Source organism: Streptomyces sp. NPDC030862, from assembly GCF_055571835.1.
The window spans coordinates 381,620-404,860 of the sequence record NZ_JBVIEN010000003.1; the positions used below are offsets into that span (position 1 = coordinate 381,620).

Below are 23,241 nucleotides of genomic sequence, written 5' to 3' on the forward strand. Positions count from 1 at the left end.
GGACCCGCGGGGGAGCGGCTGGAACCGCCGCTCCGCGGGGGCGTGCGCGGATGGCACCCTTGAACCATGAACGACTCCGCTCGCGCCTCCGCGCCCCGCCGTGCCCGTGTCCGCGCCCCCGAGCTCGTCGGCAAGGGCGGCTGGCTCAACACGGGCGGCAAGGACCTGACCCTCGCCGATCTGCGCGGCCGCATCGTCATCCTCGACTTCTGGACGTTCTGCTGCATCAACTGCCTCCACGTCCTCGACGAGTTGCGCGAGCTGGAGGAGAAGCACCGCGACACGGTGGTGATCATCGGCGTCCACTCGCCGAAGTTCGTGCACGAGGCCGAGCACCAGGCCGTCGTCGACGCCGTCGAGCGGTACGGCGTGCACCACCCGGTCCTGGACGACCCGGAGCTGGCCACCTGGAAGCAGTACGCCGTACGGGCCTGGCCCACGCTGGTCGTCATCGACCCCGAGGGGTACGTCGTCGCCCAGCACGCGGGTGAGGGCCACGCCACGGCCCTGGAGCGGCTCGTGGCCGAGCTGGAGGCCGAGCACGAGGCCACGGGCACCCTGCGGCGCGGCGACGGCCCCTACGTACCGCCGGAGCCCGTCGCCACGCACCTGCGCTTCCCGGGCAAGGCGCTCCTGCTGGACGGCGGGAACTTCCTGGTCTCCGACACCACCCGCCACCAACTGGTCGAGCTGGCACCGGACGGCGAGAGCGTCGTACGCCGGTACGGCTCCGGCGAGCGCGGCTTCGCGGACGGCACGGCCGACCGGGCGCGCTTCAACGAGCCGCAGGGCCTCGCCCTCCTGCCCGAGGGCCGCGTCGTCGTCGCCGACACCGTCAACCACGCCCTGCGGCTCCTGGACCTCGCCGACGGTGAGGTCTCCACCCTCGCCGGCACCGGCGCGCAGTGGTGGCAGGGCTCCCCCACCTCCGGCCCGGCCCGCGAGGTGGCGCTCTCCTCCCCCTGGGACGTCGCCTGGTGGCAGGGCAGGGTGTGGATCGCCATGGCGGGCGTCCACCAGCTGTGGGCGTACGACCCCGAGCACGGCACCGTCTCCGTCGCCGCCGGGACCACCAACGAGGGCCTGGTCGACGGCCCGGCCGACGAAGCCTGGTTCGCCCAGCCGTCCGGGCTCGCGGCCGCCGGCGACCGCCTGTGGATCGCCGACTCGGAGACCAGCGCCCTGCGCTGGATCGACGCCGACGGCGCCGTCCACACGGCGGTCGGCACCGGTCTGTTCGACTTCGGCCACCGCGACGGCGCGGCCGGTCAGGCGCTGCTCCAGCACCCGCTGGGCGTCACCGCCCTGCCGGACGGCTCCGTCGCCGTCTCGGACACGTACAACCACGCCCTGCGCCGCTACGACCCTTCCTCCGGTGAGGTCACGACCCTCGCCACCGACCTGCGCGAGCCGAGCGACGCGGTGCTCGTCGGCGACGACATCGTGGTCGTCGAGTCGGCCCGGCACCGCCTGACCCGGCTGCGGCTCCCCGAGGAGGCCGTCCAGGTGGAGGCGGTGGCCCACCGCACGCAGCGCGAGGCGACCGAGGTCGCGCCCGGCACGCTGCGGCTGGACGTGGTCTTCCAGGCCCCGGCCGGCCAGAAGCTCGACGACCGGTACGGGCCCTCCACCCGGCTGTTGGTGTCGTCGACGCCGCCGGAGCTGCTCGCGTCCGGGGACGGCACGGGCACGGACCTGTTCCGGGAGCTCGCGCTGAACCCGGAGGTCACGGAAGGGGTCCTGCACGTGTCGGCGATGGCCGCCTCGTGCGACGACGACCCCGAGAACGAGTATCCGGCGTGCCACGTCCACCAGCAGGACTGGGGCGTCCCGGTGAAGGTCACGGCCGGGGGCGCCACGCGCCTGCCCCTGATCCTCGCGGGACTCGACGCGTAGGTCCCTCGTCAGAGCGGCGGGCGGCGGTCGTCGCGCGGGTCGACCATCGGGTCGACCACGGGGGAGACGACCGCCCTGCGGCGCCGGTAGATGCTGGTGAAGGTCGCGACACCGATGAGACCGACCGCCATCAGGATCAGCCCCACGAGATCGAGGTTGACGCTCTCGGCTTCCCAGTCGGTCGCGAAGGTGAGGATCGCACCCACCCCGATGAGGATGATGCAGCCACCCAGGCCCATGATTTCCCGCCTCCTCGTCAACACAACGTAGGCGTTCCGGGTACCCGGACCCGGAACGCCTACGCGGCAAGGGGCGGTGTCAGTCCGTCAGCCGTCAGCCGTCAGTCCGTCAGGAACGCGGTGAGCGCGTTGGCGAGCATGAACGGGTCGTCGGCGCCGCACAGTTCGCGGGCGCTGTGCATCGACAGGATGGCCACACCGATGTCGACCGTCTGGATGCCGTGGCGCGCGGCGGTGATCGGGCCGATGGTGGTGCCGCACGGCATGTCGTTGTTGGAGACGAACGACTGCCACGGCACGCCCGCCTTCTCGCACGCCGCCGCGAACACGGCCCGCCCGCTGCCGTCCGTGGCGTACCGCTGGTTGACGTTCACCTTGAGGAGGGGGCCGCCGTTGGCGCGCGGGTGGTGCGTTGGATCGTGGCGCTCCGCGTAGTTGGGGTGCACGGCGTGGCCCGTGTCGGACGACAGGCACACGGTGCCGGCGAAGGCACGCGCCCGGTCCTCGTAGCCGCCGCCCCGCGCGAAGACCGAACGCTCCAGGACCGTGCCGAGGAGGGGACCCTGGGCGCCGGTGTCGGACTCGGAGCCGTTCTCCTCGTGGTCGAAGCCGGCGAGGACGGGGATGTACGCCAGGCCGTCGCCCGCGGCGGCCGCGGCGGCGAGCGCGGCGGCGCCCGCGTGCACGGACAGCAGGTTGTCCATGCGGGGCCCGGCGAGCAGCTCGCGGTCCCGCCCGAGGTAGGCGGGCGCCTCCAGGGCGTGCACCATCAGGTCCCAGCCGGCCACGTCGTCGGCGGCCACGCCGGCCTCCTGGGCGACGAAGGCGATCAGGTCGCCGTCGCGGACGTCGTCGCCGAGGCCCCAGATGGGCTGCATGTGCCGCTGGCGGTCCAGCTTGAGGCCGTCGTTGGCCTGCCGGTCCAGGTGGATGGCGAGCTGCGGCACGCGCAGCAGCGGCCGGTCCACGTTGGCGAGGACGTGGCTGCCGTCGCGCAGGGTCAGCCGGCCGGCCAGACCCAGGTCGCGGTCGAGCCAGGTGTTGAGCAGCGTCCCGCCGTACGTCTCCACGGCGACCTGCCGCCAGCCGTGCGCGCCGGTGTCGGGGCGGGGCTTGACGCGCAGGTTGGGCGAGTCGGTGTGCGCGCCGATGATCCGGAAGGGGGTGTGCGGGGCGGCGCCCTCCGGTACGTACCAGGCGATGATCGCGCCACCGCGGATCACGTACTTGCCGCCGGTCGTCCCGTCCCAGGCGGCGGTCTCCTCCACCTGCTCGAAACCGGCCTTCTCCAGCCGTTCGGCGGTGTTCGCGACGGCGTGGTACGGGGACGGGGAGGACGCCAGGAAGGACATCAGGTCGTCGGTGTGGCCGCGGTCGAAGCGGGCGGGAGAGCTGGTCATGAGATCACCATACGGCGGGCACCCGGGCCGGGCCCGGGCGATTGCGAGGCCGATTGTCAGTGGTGGCTGCGACGATCGGAACGAGTCCACCGCAATGGACCGAACGCGACCGGAGGTGTCCTGGTGACCACGACGACGACCGGCTCCACCCGCACCCGTGCCCTTGCCGCCCTCGCCCCGCTCCCGGCGTGCGCCGCGTGCGCGGCCCCCGACGCGCAGTGGCGTGCCCAGCTCCTGATGCCGCTGTGCGCGGCGTGCGCCGACGCGGCGACGGGGACCCCGGAGCGGGACCCCGTGCGCCTCGGCGACCTCCTGCCGGTGACGGCGGCGGTGCTGATCGCGCGGGCGTCGATACGGGCCTCGGCGGCGTGACGGGCGCGGCGGGCGCGGCGGCGGGACGCGCGTCGGCGGCGTGACCGGTGCGGTCGGCGTGACCGGCGTGACCGGCGCGGTCGGGGCCGTCGGCGCCGTCGCGTCAAACGGGCGGCGGCCCGCCCCCGGGAACCTCGGGGAGCGGGCCGCCAGGACCAGGCCGCGTTGCTTGGGACTTAGAACGCGGACTCGTCCAGCTCCATCAGGGCGTTGTCGACGCCCTCGGCGATGGCGCGCTCGGTCGAGACGCCCGGCAGGACGTTGGCGGCGAAGAACTTCGCGGCCGCGATCTTGCCCTCGTAGAACGCCTTGTCCTTGGCGGACGCCGTCGGAAGCTTCTCGGCGGCGACGGCGGCACCGCGCAGCAGCAGGTAGCCGACGACCACGTCACCGGAGGCCATCAGGAGGCGGGTGGTGTTGAGACCGACCTTGTAGATGTTCTTGACGTCCTCGCCGGTGGCGGTGAGGTCGGTCAGCATCGTGCCGACGATCGCCTCCAGGTCGACGGCCGCCTTGGCGAGCGCGTCGCGCGCCGGGGCGAGGTCCTCGCCGCCGGTGCCGACGGCCAGGAACTTCTTGATCTCCTCGGCGAGCGCGTTCAGCGAGGCGCCCTGGTCACGGACGATCTTCCGGAAGAAGTAGTCCTGGCCCTGGATCGCCGTCGTGCCCTCGTACAGGGTGTCGATCTTGGCGTCGCGGATGTACTGCTCGATCGGGTACTCCTGGAGGTACCCGGAACCGCCGAAGGTCTGGAGCGACTGGGCGAGCTGCTCGTACGACTTCTCGGAGCCGTAGCCCTTCACGATCGGGAGGAGCAGGTCGTTCAGGCCGATGAGCGCCTTGGCGTCCTCGCCGGCCGCTTCCTTGACCTGGATCTCGTCCTGGATCGCGGCGGTGTACATGACGAGGGCGCGCATGCCCTCCGCGTACGCCTTCTGCGTCATCAGCGCGCGGCGCACGTCGGGGTGGTGCGTGATGGTGACCTTGGGCGCGGTCTTGTCCATGAAGTTCGCCAGGTCCGGGCCCTGCACGCGCTCCTTGGCGTACTCCAGCGCGTTCAGGTAGCCGGTGGAGAGGGTGGCGATCGCCTTCGTGCCGACCATCATGCGGGCGAACTCGATGATGCGGAACATCTGGCGGATGCCGTCGTGCTTGTCGCCGATCAGCCAGCCCTTGGCGGGGTGCTGGTCGCCGAAGGTCATCTCGCACGTGTTGGACGCCTTGAGGCCCATCTTGTGCTCGACGTTCGTCGCGTACACGCCGTTGCGCTCGCCCAGCTCGCCGGTCTCCCAGTCGAAGTGGAACTTCGGCACGAGGAAGAGGGACAGGCCCTTGGTGCCCGGGCCGTGGCCCTCGGGGCGCGCCAGCACGTAGTGGAGGATGTTCTCCGACATGTCGTGCTCACCGGACGTGATGAAGCGCTTCACGCCCTCGATGTGCCAGGAGCCGTCCTCCTGCTGGATCGCCTTGGTGCGCCCGGCGCCGACGTCCGAGCCCGCGTCGGGCTCGGTCAGCACCATGGTGGAGCCCCACTGCTTCTCGACGGCGATCGAGGCGATCTTCTTCTGCGCCTCGTTGCCCTCCTCGAAGAGGATGCCGGCGAAGGCCGGGCCGGAGGAGTACATCCAGATCGCCGGGTTCGAGCCGAGGATCAGCTCCGCGTACGCCCAGATCAGCGAGCGCGGCGAGGTCGTGCCGCCGATCTCCTCGGGCAGGCCCAGGCGCCAGTACTCGGAGTCCATGAAGGCCTTGTAGGACTTCTTGAAGGTCTCCGGGATCGGCGCGGTGTTCGTCTCCGGGTCGAACACCGGCGGGTTCCGGTCGGCGTCCGCGAAGGACTCGGCGAAGTCGTTCTCGGCGAGACGGCGCATCTCGTCGAGCACGCTCTTCGCGGTCTCGACGTCCATCTCCTCGAACGGACCGGTGCCGTAGACCTTGTCGCGCCCGAGGACCTCGAAGAGGTTGAACTCGATGTCGCGGAGATTCGACTTGTAGTGCCCCATGGCGACGGCTCCGTAAGGCTCGGGGAGGCGGAATCCTCGTACACGTACCAGCAAGTAGCTACGATGATGCTACCCGTCGGTAATAAGAGCAACCCCTATCGGGCGATCTGTGACGAGCGACGCGCCCCGGGACCCCCTCAGGCGTCGTCGCCCCACCCCTGCGCCTCCGCGTAGGCGTCCGCGTGCTCCGCCGACCAGCGGCCCAGGGCGCGGATGGGCTCCAGCAGGGTCACGCCCAGGGGCGTGAGGGCGTACTCCACGCGGGGCGGTGACTCGGCGTACTCGTGGCGCTCCACCAGCGCGTGGCCCTCCAGGCGCCGGAGCGTCTCCGTGAGGACCTTGGCGCTGATGCCGCCGATCGTCGTGCGCAGCTCGCGCGGTCGGCGCGGGCCGTCGGCGAGGGCGTAGAGGACGACCGCGTTCCAGGTGTGGGCCAGCAGGTCGAAGCCGAGGCGGGCGCGGCAGTCGGCGAGCCGGTCGTCCATGAAGTCCCCTCCGTAGCAGGCGGCTTGGGCACCGGATGGTTACCGATGGGCCGCCTAGCGTAAGCCGACATGAACATGCGCATCGGCATCCTCGGCAACGGAAACATGGCGGAGGCCCTCGGCACCCACTGGGTGCGCGCGGGCCACCGCGTACGCATCGGCGGGCGCACCCCCGACAGGGCGGCGGAACTGGCGCGCCGCATCGGCGCCGAAGGGGCGGGCACCCTCGCGGACGTCGCCGCGTTCGGCGACGCGACGCTGCTGGCCGTCCCCTACGGCAGCGCCCTCGACGTCGTGGCGGCGACGGGCACCGCCCTGCGGGGCCGGGTGCTCATCGACTGCACCAACCCCGTCGGCCCCGGCTTCCTGCTCACCACCGACGGCGGCCCCTCCGCCGCGCAGCGCATCGCGGAGGCCTCCGGCGCCCGCGTCGTGAAGGCGTTCAACCACTGCGCGGACGCGGTGTGGCGCCTCGCCCCGCCCGCCGTACCGCTGTGCGGCGACGACGAAGAGGCCCTGGAGACCGTACGCACCCTCGTACGCGACATCGGCGGCGAGCCGCTCGACGCGGGCGGGCTGGAGCGCGCCGGGCTGCTGGAGGCGACCACCGCCTTCCTCATCGGGCTCTGGCTGTCCGGACAGGACCCGCGCGCGATGCTGCCGGCGCCGCCGACGGCTGTCTGAAACCGTGCCCGGGGCGGGTGGTGGGCCCACGAGGCCGCTTCGTACTCAGTACCCTGGTGGCCATGTACGGCTACGACCAGAACCAGGGCGCCCAGCAGCAGTACGCCCCGCCCCAGCAGGGGTACGCGCAGCAGCCGCCGCTGTACCCCGAGCCGTCGCCGCCCTCGCTCGCCGACGCCGTGCGGGCGTTCACCACCGGATCGCTGTCCGCCGAGGACTTCCAGCAGATCTTCGCCACCTCGAAGGTCTACTGCCCGCGCGGTGACAACCCCGGCTTCCTCGCACTGCACAACACCCAGCAGCCGGTCATCCCGATGTTCACCTCGCTGAAGGAGCTGCGGCGGTACGCGGGCAAGGAGTCCAAGTACTTCGTGATCACCGGCGCCGAGGTGATCGACCTGCTGCCCACCGGGTACGGCTTCGTCCTCGACATGGAGGGCGACCACCGGATCGTCTTCGACGCCAAGGCCGTCGAGCAGATGGTCGACTTCGCGATGCGGCGGATGTACGGCTAGGACCCGTTGGGACCCGTCCCAGGGGCCGGGGAGTTCTCCGACCTGAGGATGAGGAACCGGCCTCGCTGCGCCGCATAGCGTTCCGCGTATGCAGCAGATGAGTGAGTTCCGCATGGCCCAGAAGATCACCGCGCTCGTGAACCGCTATGTGATCACGGCCCCCGACGGTGACCAGGTCGTCGCCTTCGCCGAGCAGAAGCGGATGAAGCTCAAGGAGGAGGTCACCCTCTGGACCGGCGAGGACCGCTCCGAGGTGCTCGCCCGCTTCAAGGCCCAGAGCATCGTCGACTTCGGCGCCACGTACGACGTGACCGGCGCCGACGGCACCCCCATCGGCAGCTTCCGCAAGGACGGCAAGGCCTCGCTGCTGCGGTCCACCTGGCACCTGACCCAGGGCGAGGAGCCGCCCGTGACCGGCAAGGAGCGGAGCCAGGGGATCGCGCTGGCCCGCCGTGCCGTACAGCTGGCGGACGCGGTCCTGCCGATTCCGGTGCCGATTCCGTTCGTGTTCCACTTCGACTTCGCCCGGGAGGACGGCAGCCCCGTCATGTCGGTCGAGCGGAAGTGGGGACTCCGCGACCGGTACGCGATACGCGTCGAGGACCCGTCGCTCGACCGGCGGCTCGCCCTGTGCCTGACCGTCGCCCTGGACGCCCTCCAGTCGCGCTGAGCGGACGCGCTCCGGGTGCGTAAATGCAGGTGACCGGCCGTCGGCGGGGCACTTAGGGTGCCGGGCATGACAACTGCTCTCCGCCTGGAGAAGATCACCCCCGACAACGTCCTCGACGCGTGCAAGCTCACCGTCCGCCCGGACCAGGAGCGCTTCGTCGCCCCGGTCGCGCGGTCGCTGGCCGAGGCGTACGCCAGGCCCGACACCGCCTGGCCCCGGCTGGTCTTCGACGGTGACCGGCTCGTGGGCTTCGTGATGGCCTTCTTCGACATCAGCTTCGCCCCCGAGTGCGAGGACCCGCGCCCGCGCTCCGGTCTGTGGCGGCTGGCCATCGCCGCCGGTGAGCAGGGCAAGGGGTACGGCCGCTTCGCGGTCGAGGCGGTCTGCGAGGAGATCCGCAGGCGCGGCGGCACGCGCGTGACGGTGACGTGGGTGCCGGGGGCGGACGGGCCGGAGGAGTTCTACCTGCGGCTCGGCTTCCAGCCGACCGGCGAGAAGGCGGAGGACGAGATCATCGGCGAACTGGACCTCTGAGCGACCGGTCCCCCGCTCCCTCACCGCCGCCCCCGCCGGCCCTCCGGGTAGGACGGCGGCTTCCTGGCCCGGCTCCCGCCCCCGCCGGCCTGCCTCAGTCGGTCGGCGGCAAGAGCCTCAGAGCCTCAGCACCTCCAGGTACCCCACCTGTACGTCCACGCAGGCGAGGTCCCCGGACGCCGTGCGGCCCAGCCAGACGGCGTAGGTGCCGTCCCCGCCGGTCGCGAACGCCAGCAGGTCGGCTGCCGTCGCCTCGTCCGACGTACGCATGAGGAACATCGAGTCCTTGCTCCCCGAGAGGTCCTCTCCGGCGGTCTCGTCGTTCTCGAACAGGGCCCGGGCGTAGAGCCCCTTCAGCCGCTCCCAGGCGGCGCCGTCCGCGAAGCACCCCGTCGCGCTGTCGGTGCCGAAGCCGTACGCCCCGCCGTCCGGGAGCAGCCGGGGGTCGTGGTCCTCGCCGAGGGCCATCTCCCACCGCACCGGCGGCTCGTCGCTCAGGCGGAGCCGTACGGCCGGAAGGTCGGTCGCGGTGACCCGGCGGCCCGCGAACTCGGAGTCGTAGGCGTACGAGAACCGGGCCGTCTCCAGCGTGTACGTGCCCGGTGGTACCGGGATCGCGAACTCCGGGCCGCCGGAGTTGTCGGGGGCGTCGACGGCCAGGACGCCGCTGGGTATCCGGATCTCCAGGCTCCGGTCCGGTTCCAGCACCGTCATCTCGCCGTAGTAGCTCGCGGTCAGGCGCGTACCGGGCCGGAACAGCGCGCCGCGGTCGCCGTAGCCGCCGGGGCGCGGCGGGCGCCACTCCTCCCGCGGCTCGTCGCCCGCGGCGGGCACCTCCGCGTCGCGGAGCTCCACCGGGCCCAGGTGCGGCGAGAACAGCGGCCACTCCCCGAAGGCCGGCCGCGCCAGCCACCGCTCCTCCTCCGCGAGGTCCGGCGTCGTCACGAGGAGGCCGCCGCCCGGCCCGGGCCGGTGGCGCTCCAGGGACCCCCGCCCGTCGGGGAAGAGCTCCAGCGTCGTGGAGGCGCAGCGGTCGTCGAACTCCGGGGTGCCGGCGTCGGCGTACACCCAGTGCCGCGTGAGGCGGTGGAGCAGCCTGTCCCCGTCGAGCAGCCGCATGTCCAGGTGGTGCGTACGGCGGCCCTCGGCGTCGTACACCCACACGCCCGCGTAGTGGTCGCGCCAGGACACCAGCCGGACCTCCAGCGGCGCCTCGCGGCCCGGTGTCCGGAGCGCCACGGCGTACGGCAGCCCGGCGCCGTCCCGCGCGAGCGCCGCCTCCCGGCTCAGGGGCCGTACCAGCGCGCGGGCCGCCAGGTCCCAGCCCTCGCCGTACGCCACGTCGACGACGACCGTCTGCGTCTCGTTCTCCATGCGACGGATGATCGCAGCCGCCACTGACAACGGGGACGGCACGGGGGAATGACGGAGCGCGGGGCCGTGTTCCCATGGCAAGAAGTTCAGTCTTCAACTAAACTGGACGCAGCCCCACCCCGAGGAGGACGCCATGCCTGCCGTGACCGCCGAGAACCCGCTCGCCCTGCCGCGCGTCACCGCACCGGCCCAGGCCCCGGCGCGGCCCGTGCTGGCCGTGACCACCGCGCCCAGCGGCTTCGAAGGGGAGGGCTTCCCGGTGCGGCGCGCGTTCGCCGGGATCGACTACCGGTACCTCGACCCGTTCATCATGATGGACCAGATGGGCGAGGTGGAGTACGCGCCCGGCGAGCCCAAGGGCACCCCCTGGCACCCGCACCGCGGCTTCGAGACCGTCACGTACCTCCTCGACGGCACCTTCGTCCACCAGGACTCCAACGGGGGCGGCGGTACCATCACCAACGGCGACACCCAGTGGATGACCGCCGGGTCCGGGCTGCTGCACATCGAGGCGCCGCCGGAGCAGCTCGTCATGTCCGGCGGCCTCTTCCACGGGCTCCAGCTGTGGGTGAACCTGCCCGCCAAGGACAAGATGAAGGACCCCCGCTACCAGGACATCCGCGGCGGCCAGGTCCAGCTCCTCGCCTCGCCCGACGGCGGCGCCCTGCTGCGCGTCATCGCCGGTGAGCTCGACGGGCACCAGGGCCCCGGCATCACGCACACGCCCATCACCATGGTCCACGCCACCCTGCGCCCCGGCGCCGAGGTCATCCTGCCCTGGCGCGAGGACTTCAACGGCCTCGCGTACGTCCTCGCCGGGCGCGGCTCCGTCGGGCACGAGCGGCGGCCCGTCCACATGGGGCAGACCGCCGTCTTCGGCGACGGGGGCTCGCTGACCGTGCGCGCCGACGTGCGGCAGGACGGCCACACCCCCGACCTGGAGGTCGTCCTCCTCGGCGGGCGGCCCATCCGGGAGCCCATGGCGCACTACGGGCCGTTCGTGATGAACACCCGCGCCGAGCTCCAGCAGGCCTTCGAGGACTTCCAGGCCGGCCGCCTCGGCCGCATCCCCGCCGTCCACGGCATGAAGCCCGGCGGCCTCCAGGGCAGCTGACGCCGCGTCACCCGGCCGGGGCCCGTCCACGGGCGGCCCCCGGCCGGGCGTGGTGCGCTGGGGGGCGTGCACACCCTGCTGCCCGAGCCCGTCCGGCGCCTCGCCGCCTGGTGCGTCGTCATCCTGCTCCTGACCGGCGTCGCCGCCGTCGGCGTCTGGCTGTGCGTCACCTTCCAGACCGCCGTGACCCCGGTCCTGCTCGCCCTCCTCGGCGCGGCGCTCCTCGGGCCGCTCCACCGGCGGCTCCTCGCCATGAAGGTGCAGCGGTCGCTGGCCGCCGGGCTGACCTGCGCCGCCGTCGTGGCCGTGGTCGGCGGCGCGACGTACGTCGTCGCCCGGGTGCTCATCGACACCGGCGACCAGATCCTCGCCTCGCTGCGGCGCGCCGCGGACGGCCTCGCCCCGCACTTCGGCGCGGCCGGCACCTCGCTCGGCGACCTCGCCGCCAACGCACGCGAGCTGCTCGGGAAATTCGGCGGTACAGCGGCCTCCGGAGTGATCAGCGGGCTCAGCGTGGTCGGCGAGGTGATCGCGATGACCGTCCTCGCCCTGCTCCTGGTCTTCTTCTTCCTCCGCGACTCCGGACGCGCGATGGCGGCGCTGCGCTCGCTCGCGCCGCGCCACAGCGCCGACCACGTCGAGGCCATGGCCCGCCGCGCCTTCGGCGCCATGGAGGGGTTCATGCGGGGCACGACGTTCATCGCGCTGATCGACGCGGTGCTCATCACCATCGGCATGCTGATCCTGCGCGTGCCCGGCGCCCTCGGCCTCGGCGCGCTCGTCTTCGTCGGCGCGTACATCCCGTACCTCGGCGCCTTCATCTCCGGCGCCGTCGCCATCCTCGTCGCACTCGCCGACCGGGGCTGGGTTATCGCGCTGTGGGCGGTCGGCGTCGTCCTCGCCGTACAGCTGCTGGAGGGGCACGTACTCCAGCCGGTGATCCAGTCCCGCACGGTACAGATGCACCCGGCCGTCGTCATGCTGGCCATCACGGCGGGCGCGTCGGTCGCCGGCATCCTCGGCATGCTCCTGGCGGTGCCGCTGACGGCGGCGGCCTTCGGGGTGCTCGGCGAACTGCGCAGGCGGTACGCGAGCGGCCACGCCGGAGGCGCGGGCGGGGGCGGGGGTGGTTACGCGGGGGGCGCGGGCGGCCGCGCGGGCGGTTACGCCGGGGGCGCGGGCGAGGGCGGGTCCTCCGCGTCGTAGAACGCCTCGAGCACCGCCGACTCCACCGCCTCGCCAGGCCCAGCCGACTCCCCAGACTTCACCGACCCCCCAGGCCCCACCGACTCGCCAGGCCGCGCGGGTCCCGCCCACGCCTCAGGCCCCGCCCCCTCCCGGATCTCGAACCAGATCGACTTGCCCTCGCCCCGCGGGTCCACGCCCCAGGACTGCGCCAGCATCTCCATCAGCAGCAGGCCCCGGCCCGACGAGGCCATCTCGCCCGGGCGCCGCTTGTGCGGCAGCTCGTCGCTCGCGTCCGCGACCTCGACGCGCAGCAGGCGCGCCCCGCGTTCGCCCGTCGCCTCGGCGACCAGCAGCGCGTCGCCGTCCGTGTGGACGAGGACGTTCGTCAGCATCTCCGAGACCATCAGGACCGCCGCGTCCACCTGCTCGGGGTCCGCCCAGTCGTGCAGCAGCTCCCGCAGCTGCTGCCGCCCCGCCGCGATGCGCTCCGGCTCCGCCTGGGCGACGGTCAGCGCGGTGCGGCGGACCGGCACCCGCTGCGCCGCGCCCCCCGGCGTACGCGACAGCAGCAGCACCGCGATGTCGTCCTCGCGCCGGTCGGCGAACGGCCCCGTGGTGTAGTGCGAGCCGGGCCCGTGCACCGCCTGGACCAGGCAGTCGGCCAGCACCTCCAGCCCGTCGGCGGCATCGTGCTGTTCCAGCAGCTTGCGGATCCGGACCCAGCCCGACTCCAGGTCGTGCCCGCCGGTCTCCAGCAGCCCGTCCGTGCAGATCATCAGCGTCTCGCCGGGCTCCAGCGTGAGGCGCGTCGTCGGGTAGTCGGTGTCCGGGACGATGCCGAGCGGCAGGCCGCCCGCGGTGGGCCGCTGCACCACCGTCCCGTCGGCCATCCGGATCGCCGGGTCGGGGTGCCCGGCCCGCGCGATGTCCACCGTGCCCGTCGCCGGGTCGACCTCCAGGTACAGGCAGGTCGCGAAGCGCCCGCCGTGGTCCCCCTCGGCGCTGTCGGTGATCCCGTACAGGAAGCGGGAGGCGCGCGACAGCACCGCGTCCGGCCGGTGGCCCTCGGAGGCGTACGCGCGCAGGGCTATCCGGAGCTGCCCCATCAGGCCGGCGGCCCGTACGTCGTGCCCCTGTACGTCGCCGATGACGAGAGCGGTACGCCCGGCCGGCAGCTGGATCACGTCGTACCAGTCGCCGCCGACCTGGAGGCCGCCCCCCGTGGGCACGTACCGCGCTGCCACCTCCATGCCGGGGATCGCCGGGCCGAGCACCGGCATCATCGTGCGCTGGAGGCCCAGCGACAGCTCGCGTTCCGACTCCGCGACCCCCGCGCGCGCGAGCGCCTGCGCCAGCATCCGCGCCACGGTCGTCAGCACGGACCGCTCGTCGGGCGTGAAGGCGACCCGGTGCTTGAACGCCGCCATCCAGGCACCCATCGTGCGCCCCGCGACGATCAGCGGCAGGAAGGCCCAGGACTCCCTGCCGAAACGCTGCGCCAGGGGCCAGGTGGCCGGGAAGCGGTCGCGGTACTCCTCCGGCGACGGCAGGTAGATCGCCCGCCCGGACCGTACGACCTCGGCCGCCGGGTAGTCCGTCTCCAGCGGCATGTCCGTGAAGGGGCCGTCGTCGCCCGCGTTGTGCCCGTGGTGACCGATGATCGTCAGCCGGTCGCCCGCCACCCCGAAGACCGCGAGGCCGTCCGGCGAGAAGCCGGGCATCGACAGCGACGCCGCCACCCGCAGCACCTCCGCCGTGGACCGCGCCTCCGCCAGCGCCCGCCCCGCGTCCAGCAGGAACGCCTCGCGCGAGCGGCGCCAGTCGCCGGTGACGGGGGTGCGGGCGGCGGTGCCGGCCGGCGGCTCCGCGACCTCCTGGAGCGTGCCGACGAGGTGGTAGTCGGTGCCGTCGATGAAGGGCCGGGAGCGGCTGCGTACGGTACGGAGCACCCGGCCGGTCTCGTCCACGATCCGCAGACGCGCCTCGGCGAGGGTGCCCTCGGCGACGGCGAGGTTCACGATGCCGTCGATCTCGTTCCAGTCGACGGGGTGGAAGCGGGAGCGTACGGCGGCCTCCGTCAGCTCCGCCGGCTCGGCGGGCAGCCCGAGCAGCCGGGCCGCCTCCGCGTCGAGCGTGACGATCCCGGTCGCGTTGTCCCAGCGCCACAGGCCGGTCGCGATCGCGGCCAGGACGTCCTCGGTGCGCATTGACCCACTCTAAGAAGACGGGCAGACCGCCCGCCACCGGCGATCTCGGAAACCTCGCCGAGGCGCGGCCGGTACCCTTGACGCGTCGAGCCCTATCCCTATCCCGAGACTGGATGAACGACGATGCATCGGTACAGGTCCCACACCTGCGGCGAGCTCCGCGCCTCTGACGTCGGTACCGACGTCCGGCTGAGCGGCTGGCTGCACAATCGGCGCGACCTGGGCGGCATCCTCTTCATCGATCTGCGCGACCACTACGGCATCACGCAGCTGGTCGCCCGGCCCGGCACCGCCGCGTACGAGGCGCTGGACAAGCAGACGAAGGAGTCCGTCGTCCGCGTCGACGGCAAGGTCGTCTCGCGCGGCACCGAGAACGTCAACCCCGACCTGCCGACCGGCGAGATCGAGGTCGAGGTCGCCGAGGTCGAGGTGCTGGGCGCCTCCGCCCCGCTGCCGTTCACGATCAACGCGGACGACGGCGTGAACGAGGAGCGCCGCCTGGAGTACCGCTTCCTCGACCTGCGCCGCGAGCGCATGCACCGCAACATCATGCTGCGGTCCGCCGTGATCGCCGCCATTCGCTCCAAGATGGTGGCGCTCGGCTTCAACGAGATGGCGACGCCGATCCTCACCGCGACCTCCCCCGAGGGCGCCCGTGACTTCGTCGTGCCGTCCCGCCTGAACCCGGGCAAGTTCTACGCGCTGCCGCAGGCGCCGCAGCAGTTCAAGCAGCTGCTGATGATCTCCGGCTTCGACCGCTACTTCCAGATCGCGCCCTGCTTCCGCGACGAGGACGCGCGCGCGGACCGCTCGCCGGGCGAGTTCTACCAGCTCGACGTCGAGATGAGCTTCGTCGAGCAGGAGGACGTCTTCCAGCCGATCGAGAAGCTCATGACCGAGCTCTTCGAGGAGTTCGGCGGCGGCCGCCCCGTCACGTCCCCCTTCCCGCGGATCCCGTTCCGCGAGGCGATGCTGAAGTACGGCAACGACAAGCCGGACCTGCGCGCCCAGCTGGAGCTCGTCGACATCACGGACGTCTTCGCCGACTCCGAGTTCAAGGCGTTCGCGGGCAAGCACGTGCGCGCGCTGCCGGTGCCGGACGTCGCGTCGCAGACCCGCAAGTTCTTCGACGGCCTCGGCGACTTCGCGGTCGAGCACGGCGCGAAGGGCCTGGCCTGGATCCGCGTCGGCGAGGACATGTCGTTCACGGGCCCGATCGCCAAGTTCCTCACCGAGGACAACGTCAAGACGCTGACCGAGCGCCTCTCCCTGGCCCCGGGCCACGCGGTCTTCTTCGGCGCCGGCGAGTTCGACGAGGTCTCCAAGATCATGGGCGCGGTCCGCGTCGAGGCCGCGAAGCGCGCCGGCCACTTCGAGGAGAACGTCTTCCGCTTCTGCTGGATCGTCGACTTCCCGATGTACGAGAAGGACGAGGAGACCGGCAAGATCGACTTCTCCCACAACCCCTTCTCGATGCCCCAGGGCGGCATGAAGGATCTGGAGGAGAAGGACCCGCTGGACATCCTGGCCTGGCAGTACGACATCGTCTGCAACGGCGTGGAGCTCTCCTCCGGCGCGATCCGGAACCACGAGCCCGAGATCATGCTGAAGGCCTTCGAGATCGCGGGCTACGACCGCGACACCGTCGAGCACGAGTTCGCGGGCATGCTCCGCGCCCTCCGCTTCGGCGCCCCGCCGCACGGCGGCATCGCCCCGGGCGTGGACCGCATCGTCATGCTCCTGGCGGATGAGCCGAACATCCGCGAGACGATCGCCTTCCCGCTGAACGGCAACGCCCAGGACCTGATGATGGGCGCCCCGACGGAGCTGGACGAGTCCCGCCTCCGCGAGCTGAACATCGCGCTCCGCAAGCCGGTGGCCCCGAAGTCGGCGGAGTCCCGCCCGGTGACCGAGTCGGTCCACCCGGACGCGGCGCGGTAAGCGACACGAGGCACTGACGAAGGGCCCGGAACCGTACACACGGTTCCGGGCCCTTTCGTACGGAGGCCTTCAGGCCGATCCGCCATGCCGCCGGCCGCGGATCGGGGTCATTCCCCGTCTGCCCCTCGCGTCGTCTCCCGGACGAGGCTGCGGATCCTCTCCCGCAGCTCGCTGTCCGTCAGGTCGCCGGCTTCCCTGAGTTCAGGGTCGGGCGTGTAGTCCTCGAGCACCATGAACACGTGATCCAGGAGCTCGGCCAGGTCCCCGGTGGCCCGTTCGCCCTGGGAACGCGCTGCCCTCCGGGCTTCCCACCACCCGTCTGCGAACTGCGCCGCGGTGCATGTGCCCTGAGTGAAGCTGCTGAGCAGTGACACGAGTCGAGCCGAAGCAGTGCCCGGTGGGACATGACCCGGGTGCGACCACGCTCTGTGGGCGGGCGGGTAGGTGGCGGCGATCTCCCGCAGATACGGCCACCGCTCCTCGACCGTCCGTGCGTATCGCCCGAAACGTGCCCGTGCCGCATCGACCCCTTCAGCCACCGCGGCGTTCAGGAACGCCTCGGTCCCGGCGATCAGCGTGTATCCCGGCGCGGGAAACAGCACGGCTCCTTGCAGGTCCGGCGTGTACAGAAGCGCAGGTGGCACCACACCGACGAGGCCCGCCTCGCTGGCCCGACGGGGCACCGCCGTGGCCGAGGTGCTGTGGCTGACGGCCGCAGTCGGGGCGTCGAGGACGTGCTGCGTACCCACAGCCCGGCACCCCGCTTCGATGCGGCGCACCACGGCGGCGTCAAGGCGCGCGCTCGCGGGGACCGGAGCCACGTTCTTGCCGGACAGCCATGCCGGCGCGAAGCCTCCGTCCGGTCCGAGCAAGGGACCTTCCTGCTCGGGCCGGCTCTCATAGGGAGGTGGTGTCACCACAAGAACCCCTTGTGAATTATTCCTTCGAACTGCTGATCACTCAGGCGATAAGCGGACCAGAACGTCCCATCTGTGTGGAGCATGACCATCTTCTGTGAAGACGGATCGATGAAGCCGACAGCTTGTCCCTGATTTCGGTAATTATATCGATAGATCTTCGTGTCGGAAGAGGTCATGTGCTGCCGCATGCTCTCTTCGAACCTCTGCAGGTTGGCCTTGTTCAGGTTCCCAGGGATATCCAAAAAGTCACCAGCGTGGGCGTGGAATTTCTTGCTCATAACCTTCTGACTTGAGAAGTCTGCTTTTTGCTCCCACCTGCCCTTGGCGTCCTTTGGGCATGGGGATAGACCCAGGGGGTCGGACCACGTGTGAGGGTTTTCGACGTATGCCGCCGGGTTCGGCGCCGGGGCCAGGCCCAGTGGGTCCTGGGTGAGGTAACGAGCCGACTCCGAGTCGTAGTAGCGGAAGTGGTTGTAGTGGAGTGCCGATTCAGGGTCGAAATACTGGCCTGGGAAGCGGAGGGGGGTGTACGCCGTGGCGTCGCGGTTCCACGTCGTCGTGCCCCAGAGGGTTGATCGGGTGCACCACGCCACGTCCCCCGATTCGTCGACGAGTTCCGTAGGCGTGCCGATGAGGTCGGTGACGATGGCGAAGAAGCGCTCGTCGTCCGTGTCCGTGCGGCGTTCCGTCTGGGACAGGGGGCGCAGGCCTGCGTGGTCCCAGGTGAGGGTGACGTGGTCGGTCGTCTGCTCGCAGAGGGTCGTGCCGTCCCAGGTGAAGTGGACCGTTTCCACAGCTGAACGCTTGGATATGCGGCGGCCCAAGGGGTCGTACGCGTAGCGCCAGACCGTCCCGTCCGGTGTCGTCACCGACGTCAGCCGGTCTTCCGCGTCCCACTCGTAGCGCCAGGTGTCCGGCTTGCGGGAGAGACGCGTCTTCTGGCGCAGGATGATACGGCCCTGTGCGTCGTGCTCGTAGCGGATGGAGCCCGCGCGGGTGAGGAGGGTACCTGTGTAGGCGCGGGCGCCCGTGGCCTCCTGGCCGGGGTGGGAGGCGGGCCACGAGGCCTCCGTCTGGTTGCCCGCCTCGTCGTAGGCGTACCGCTCCGTCCAGCCCTCCGCGTGGACGGCGGTGACCCGGCCGGTCACGTCGACGTCGAAGGTGCGGGTGCCGGAGAGCTGGTCCTGGATGCCGATCAGGTTGCCGTCCGCGCGGTAGGTGTAGGCGCGGCGTTGGACGGTGCGGCCTGCTCCGGTGACGTGCTGGTCGGTGAGACGACCCAGTGAGTCGAATGCGTGGGTCAGCGTGACCGTGTCGCCGATGTGGCGGGCGAGTTCCCGGCCGATCGCGTCGTGTTCGAAGGTGAGGGTGCGGCCGGCCGTGGTCAGCTCTGTACGGCGGCCTGCCGCGTCGTAGGTCCAGGTGCTGACGGCGCCGCTGGGGGTCCGGCGGCTCGTACGGCGGCTCAGGGTGTCGTAGCCGAACTCCATCCGGGCCCCGTTGACGGTCTCGGACCGGAGGCGGCCGTACTTGTCGCGCAGGCGTGTCAGCGTCGCGTCCGGGCCGGTGGCCATGGCGAGCTCGTCGAAGACGTCGTACTCGAAGGTCGTGACGGCCCCCGCCGCGTCCTTGCGTACGACCTGTCCCAGCGCGTTGCGCTCGTACCGCACCGTCTGCCCCACGCCGTTGGTCCGGGCGATGAGGCGGCCCGCCGCATCGTGCGCGTAGGAGAGTGTGCGGTCGTCGAAGTCGCGCTCGGAGACGAGGCGCCCAGCGGGGTCGTACGTGTACGTCCAGCGCAGCCCCTGCGGGTTGACGACCTCGGTCAGCCGCAGGTTGGAGTCGTGGAGGAATGCGTAGCGGGCCCCATTGGGTTCGGTCCGGGCCGCCAGCAGGTCGAAGTCCGTGTAGTCGAAGCGGGTGACGGCACCCATGGGGTCCGTGTGGGTGAGGCAGTTCCCTTCTCCGTCGTACGTCCAGGACTGCTCGCTGCCATCCGGGTCGATGCGCCGGGCCAACCGGCCCTCGACCGTCCACGCCAGGCGGGTCGTCGCACCGAGCGGGTCGATGATGGTGACGGTCCGGCCGAGTGCGTCGCGCTCGTAGCGCGTCGTGGCTCCCAGCGGGTCGGTGACCTCTATGGGTAGCCCTGCAGCGTTGCGGCGTACGACAGTCGAGTGTCCGAGGGCGTCGGTCACCTGGGTCAGGTCGCCCGCTTCGTCGTACGAGAACCGGGTTGTGGCGCCGGTGGCGTCGGTGACGGAGGTGCGGTTTCCACGCTCGTCGTAGGTGAGGCGTGTCACCGTGCCGTCCGTGCCTCGCACGCGCTGCGGAAGCCCGCGCTCGTTGCGGTCCAGGGTCAGCCGTCTGCCGTCCGGGCGGACGGCTTCGATCAGCCGGCCCGCGTCGTCGTAGGTGTATCGCGTGACATGGCCGACCGGGTCGGTGCGGGAGAGCAGCCGGTTGTAGCGGTCGTACTCGAAGCGGGTGACCGCTCCCGTCGCGTCGATTTCACCGACTATCTGGACACGGTCGTTGACGAGGTAGCGCGTGGTGTTGCCCAGGCCGTCGGTGATCGTGTGCGACCGCAGTCCGGTCTCAGGGTCCGTGTCGTCCCAGGTGAAGCGGGACTCCATGCGGCCGTTGGGGGCGGTTTGGTACACACAGCGGTGCTGGCCGTCGTAGACGTAGTCGAAGTGACCGCCGTTGGTGTCCGTCCACGAGGTGATCCGGCCGTGTTCGTCGCAGCCGAAGCGGAGAGGGCGGCCGGAGGAGTTGACGACCTCGGTGAGGTGGCCGCCGGTGTAGCCGTAGCGGCGGATCTCCTGGTCGGTGCCGTCGGCTGCGGCGCCCGCGAGGTGCAGGGCGGTGACGCGGCCCTCGGCGGTGGTGAGCTTGAGGTGGTAGCCACCGTGGTGGACGATCGCCGTCGGGGTACCGGCCTGGTCGTACTCGAAGGAAGTCCAGCGGCCGTTGCGGTCGTCGATCTGGGCGAGGAGCGCCACGTCCGCACTGTGGTCGGCGAAGCGCCAGATCCGGCCCGTTTCCGGGTCGGTAACCGTGTAACCGTCCTGGTCGCGGTCCAGCGGTAGGCGGGCACCATGGGTCGGCATGACCGGCACACCGGGGGCCGGATGCGGGTAGGCCAGCAGACTGCCGTCCTCGCGGACGAAGATCAGGCCTTCGGAGTCGATCTCCAGACGCTGGTCGATGGTCGACGCCCACGCCGGCCCGAACCAGCGGCCCGCTCGGTACGACGACTCGAAGGTACGGCTGAACACAAGGGGCAGAGAGCCCGGCAGGGAAATGTCGGTCTGCGGCAGGACCATCCGGCCGGTGGCCATGTCGATGGGGTCTCCATCGCAGACCTTGTCGTTACAGTTTCGACCATTGCCTTCCGGGTCGTCACGGTGACCTTCACGCCCCTTGCCTCCCCCCGCGGCGCCGTCAAGGTGCTTGAGCCGCGCGATGGTCTTGATGGCGCCTGCCCCCTTGGTGGGCATGGCCAGTTCGAAGAGCAGCCGGCCGCCGAACTCGCTGGGGTCCTTCTTGGCGGATTCCCAGGCACTCTTCAGGGCTCGGTCGGGGTGGGCGGCCGTGGAGACCAGGCCGGCCAGGGTCATGTTGAGGTTCTTGTAGTACTCGGCCGGGTGTGTCCGGTTGTACGGATCGAGTGGGTAGACGCCCCGGATGAAGTTGAGCGTGCCGGCTCCCGCTTTCACGAAGCCGCCGGCCATGTGGGTGAGCTCGGTCGACGTGGAAACGGTGTAGTCCATCAGGTCGGCCTTTGCCCGGTTCAGGCCGGTGGGCACGTCCGGCGCGTGTGCCAGTGCGGAGGCCATGGCCGCTTTCGCAGTTTCGGCCGCGTCGTTGCGCTGCCGACGCGCACGCGTGAGAGCCTCTTGGGCGTCGTCGCGCTTCGCCTGCCCGGGGTCGGTGAACGGGCCGGGCTTTTCAGGAGGGTTCGGCTGGTCAAGCGCCTGGTTGTAGGCGTCGACCTTCTTGTTGTACGCGTCGACCGCGGCCTGGGAGGCCGCCTGGCCCTCCTTGTACAGGGCGATGGCCCTCTTCGCCTCGCCCTGCGCCCAGGTGACCACCTCGGCGTACGTCCTGAGCGCCTTGGCCGCGTCCTCGCAGGCATCGGCGGCGTGCAGCCAGTCGGGCGGCAGCAGCGCGAACTTCTCCCGGAAGGCCTCGGCCGCCTCCCCCTTCCACTCGCCGGTGTCCAGCCGCTTCATGCCCTGGGCGACCAGGTCGAAAGCCCTGCGGAAATCGACGAGATCCTTCACGGTCTTGCTGATCTGGGCCGGGTTGCCGTGGATGAGCTCGTTGGCCTCCTCGGTCTCACCCAGCTGGAGCTCACCGATCTCCGCGCCCAAGGACGACGCGGTGCGGTCGCCCATGTCCCGGACCGCGTCCGCGAGCTCGGCGGAACCCGTTCTTTCGATCAGGTCACCCGCCATCTCGGAGCCCTTGTCGACCGCCTGCCCGAGCTTCTCCTTCCCCCACTCGGCCATGTCCCCGACGCGGTCGTAACCGGCGTCGGCGACCTTGCCCCACACGTCCCAGCTCGACATCAGCGCCCCCGCTACTTACTGTCGCGTCCGCTCGACCGCTTCCTGCGACGGATCCAGGGCCTCGCGGGCCTTCGCATCCGCGTACTCACGTTCCTCCGCGGAGATCGCGCCGTACCGCTCCATGGAGTGCATCTGCGCGTTCAGCACGTCATAACGCGTGTCCCGCCACAGCTGCTCCGTCTCCGCCTGCGCCCGTTCCATCGACTCGGCGCTGTAATCGGCGTTGTCCGTGGGGAGCTGCGACTTGATCTCGTCCCAGTCCTTGGCCGCCACCTCGTCCTCCGACAGGTGGGGATTGCCATTGACCGAATTCACCGCGATCTTGATCGTGTCTTTGATGTACCGGTCCTGCTCCTGGAGCCCACCGGCCGCCACGCCCACCGCTGCCGCGAAGTTGGTCCCCTTCTGCAGCAGAGTGCGCACGCCCCAGCCCCAGCGCTCGCAGAACGTCTTGAACTCCGCGGCAAGACCCGAGTGACCCATGTCCATGGCCGACAGGGCCAGATCGTCGAAGCCGTGCCCCGCCGTGGCCTCACCGATCCCACCGTGCTCCTTGAGCTCGCCGTGGGCCTTGTCGATACCGGACTTGATCAGCTGTAAGGCGGCCGGCGACATCGCCAGATTCGGCCCGTCACCACTCATTGCGTCCCCCCGAGGTCCACAGCCGCCGATTCCGGCACGACACCGGCCACCGGCGGGAAGAGCATCCCGTCATCACTGCCCGCATCAAGGGCCACACCCGCCGGTACACCCAGCGCGGGCACCATCACATCCAGCAACCGCGCACCCAGAACGGTCCGGAACTCCCACGCCCGGTCCGCCTCCCCCCGAGCACGAGCGAACCGCTCCAGCGTCCCCTCATTCGAAAACGCGCAAATCCAGCGGACACCCCCCTGCTCGGCCGTCCACAGCGACCCGTACGGGTCAACCGGCACCAACACCGCCGTACGCCGGAACTCACCCAACAGCACGGCGAACTCCCGCTCGACGGAAGTTGATTGCTCGTACGGCCCAGGCGAAGCGCCCAATGCCCCCGCCAAGTCGGCCAGTCGTGTGCGCTGTTGAGAACGCGCGCCTTCCTGCTGTTCCCCCTCGACCCCCATGGGGGCGATCATCCCACGA

At 71.2% G+C, this 23,241-nt stretch carries 19 protein-coding genes; 9 read left to right on the forward strand and 10 right to left on the reverse strand.

Annotated features, from left to right (window positions below):
* Positions 1-66: 66 nt before the first annotated feature.
* Positions 67-1,896: an NHL domain-containing thioredoxin family protein gene (locus tag ACZ42X_RS09740; protein WP_468286327.1), complete on the forward strand. Its 1,830-nt coding sequence runs from the start codon at positions 67-69 to the stop codon at positions 1,894-1,896.
* An 8-nt stretch (positions 1,897-1,904) separates the two neighbouring features.
* On the opposite strand, the gene ACZ42X_RS09745 is transcribed toward ACZ42X_RS09740, so the two are convergent.
* Entirely contained in the window at positions 1,905-2,135 is a 231-nt protein-coding gene (locus ACZ42X_RS09745) for a hypothetical protein (RefSeq protein WP_355351920.1), read from the reverse strand.
* A 101-nt stretch (positions 2,136-2,236) separates the two neighbouring features.
* Positions 2,237-3,535, reverse strand: coding sequence for a M18 family aminopeptidase (locus tag ACZ42X_RS09750; protein ID WP_468286329.1), 1,299 nt, complete (start codon positions 3,533-3,535; stop codon positions 2,237-2,239).
* 123 nt (positions 3,536-3,658) lie between these two features.
* On the opposite strand from ACZ42X_RS09750, the gene ACZ42X_RS09755 reads away from it, so the two are divergent.
* Entirely contained in the window at positions 3,659-3,907 is a 249-nt protein-coding gene (locus tag ACZ42X_RS09755; protein WP_361425639.1) for a hypothetical protein, read from the forward strand.
* A gap of 176 nt (positions 3,908-4,083) precedes the next feature.
* Here ACZ42X_RS09755 and ACZ42X_RS09760 read toward each other — a convergent pair whose 3' ends face one another.
* Together ACZ42X_RS09760 and ACZ42X_RS09765 are read right to left on the reverse strand one after the other, a co-directional pair.
* Entirely contained in the window at positions 4,084-5,910 is a 1,827-nt protein-coding gene (locus ACZ42X_RS09760) for an acyl-CoA dehydrogenase (RefSeq protein WP_468286332.1), read from the reverse strand.
* A 137-nt stretch (positions 5,911-6,047) separates the two neighbouring features.
* On the reverse strand, positions 6,048-6,395 hold the full coding sequence (locus tag ACZ42X_RS09765) for a winged helix-turn-helix transcriptional regulator (RefSeq protein ID WP_468286335.1): 348 nt from the start codon (positions 6,393-6,395) through the stop codon (positions 6,048-6,050).
* A gap of 75 nt (positions 6,396-6,470) precedes the next feature.
* Between ACZ42X_RS09765 and ACZ42X_RS09770 the strand changes: the two genes are divergently transcribed.
* From ACZ42X_RS09770 to ACZ42X_RS09785, 4 genes are all read left to right on the forward strand, one after another.
* Positions 6,471-7,079 carry an NADPH-dependent F420 reductase gene (locus ACZ42X_RS09770; protein ID WP_468287471.1) on the forward strand — a complete coding sequence of 203 codons (609 nt, stop codon included), beginning with the start codon at positions 6,471-6,473 and terminating at the stop codon, positions 7,077-7,079.
* A 62-nt stretch (positions 7,080-7,141) separates the two neighbouring features.
* Complete coding sequence (locus tag ACZ42X_RS09775; RefSeq protein WP_031072101.1) at positions 7,142-7,594, forward strand: SseB family protein; 453 nt, start codon at positions 7,142-7,144, stop codon at positions 7,592-7,594.
* Positions 7,595-7,682: 88 nt separating this feature from the next.
* Complete coding sequence (locus ACZ42X_RS09780; protein WP_468286338.1) at positions 7,683-8,264, forward strand: LURP-one-related family protein; 582 nt, start codon at positions 7,683-7,685, stop codon at positions 8,262-8,264.
* A gap of 66 nt (positions 8,265-8,330) precedes the next feature.
* The gene (locus tag ACZ42X_RS09785; RefSeq protein WP_468286341.1) at positions 8,331-8,798 is read left to right on the forward strand and encodes a GNAT family N-acetyltransferase; all 468 of its coding nucleotides are present in this window, start codon (positions 8,331-8,333) and stop codon (positions 8,796-8,798) included.
* 117 nt (positions 8,799-8,915) lie between these two features.
* On the opposite strand, the gene ACZ42X_RS09790 is transcribed toward ACZ42X_RS09785, so the two are convergent.
* Complete coding sequence (locus ACZ42X_RS09790) at positions 8,916-10,172, reverse strand: DUF4241 domain-containing protein (RefSeq protein ID WP_468286344.1); 1,257 nt, start codon at positions 10,170-10,172, stop codon at positions 8,916-8,918.
* A 133-nt stretch (positions 10,173-10,305) separates the two neighbouring features.
* Here ACZ42X_RS09790 and ACZ42X_RS09795 point away from each other — a divergent pair, with 133 nt between their 5' ends.
* Together ACZ42X_RS09795 and ACZ42X_RS09800 are read left to right on the forward strand one after the other, a co-directional pair.
* Positions 10,306-11,286 (forward strand): pirin family protein, encoded by a 981-nt coding sequence (locus ACZ42X_RS09795; protein ID WP_468286347.1) that lies wholly within the window; start codon positions 10,306-10,308, stop codon positions 11,284-11,286.
* A 66-nt stretch (positions 11,287-11,352) separates the two neighbouring features.
* The gene (locus ACZ42X_RS09800) at positions 11,353-12,492 is read left to right on the forward strand and encodes an AI-2E family transporter (RefSeq protein ID WP_468286350.1); all 1,140 of its coding nucleotides are present in this window, start codon (positions 11,353-11,355) and stop codon (positions 12,490-12,492) included.
* On the opposite strand, the gene ACZ42X_RS09805 is transcribed toward ACZ42X_RS09800, so the two are convergent.
* The gene (locus ACZ42X_RS09805) at positions 12,450-14,681 is read right to left on the reverse strand and encodes a SpoIIE family protein phosphatase (RefSeq protein WP_468286353.1); all 2,232 of its coding nucleotides are present in this window, start codon (positions 14,679-14,681) and stop codon (positions 12,450-12,452) included. The genes ACZ42X_RS09800 and ACZ42X_RS09805 overlap by 43 nt on opposite strands.
* 123 nt (positions 14,682-14,804) lie before the next feature.
* On the opposite strand from ACZ42X_RS09805, the gene aspS reads away from it, so the two are divergent.
* Complete coding sequence (aspS, locus tag ACZ42X_RS09810; protein ID WP_468286356.1) at positions 14,805-16,622, forward strand: aspartate--tRNA ligase; 1,818 nt, start codon at positions 14,805-14,807, stop codon at positions 16,620-16,622.
* A gap of 107 nt (positions 16,623-16,729) precedes the next feature.
* On the opposite strand, the gene ACZ42X_RS09815 is transcribed toward aspS, so the two are convergent.
* From ACZ42X_RS09815 to ACZ42X_RS09830, 4 genes are read right to left on the reverse strand one after another with little or no spacing between them, the layout of a single operon-like run.
* The gene (locus ACZ42X_RS09815) at positions 16,730-17,494 is read right to left on the reverse strand and encodes a colicin immunity domain-containing protein (protein ID WP_468286359.1); all 765 of its coding nucleotides are present in this window, start codon (positions 17,492-17,494) and stop codon (positions 16,730-16,732) included.
* A gap of 41 nt (positions 17,495-17,535) precedes the next feature.
* Positions 17,536-22,119, reverse strand: coding sequence for a putative T7SS-secreted protein (locus ACZ42X_RS09820; protein ID WP_468286361.1), 4,584 nt, complete (start codon positions 22,117-22,119; stop codon positions 17,536-17,538).
* Positions 22,120-22,134: 15 nt separating this feature from the next.
* Positions 22,135-22,761 (reverse strand): hypothetical protein, encoded by a 627-nt coding sequence (locus tag ACZ42X_RS09825; RefSeq protein ID WP_468286364.1) that lies wholly within the window; start codon positions 22,759-22,761, stop codon positions 22,135-22,137.
* Complete coding sequence (locus ACZ42X_RS09830; protein WP_468286367.1) at positions 22,758-23,234, reverse strand: SseB family protein; 477 nt, start codon at positions 23,232-23,234, stop codon at positions 22,758-22,760. Before ACZ42X_RS09830 ends, ACZ42X_RS09825 begins: the two co-directional genes overlap by 4 nt.
* Positions 23,235-23,241 lie beyond the last annotated feature (7 nt).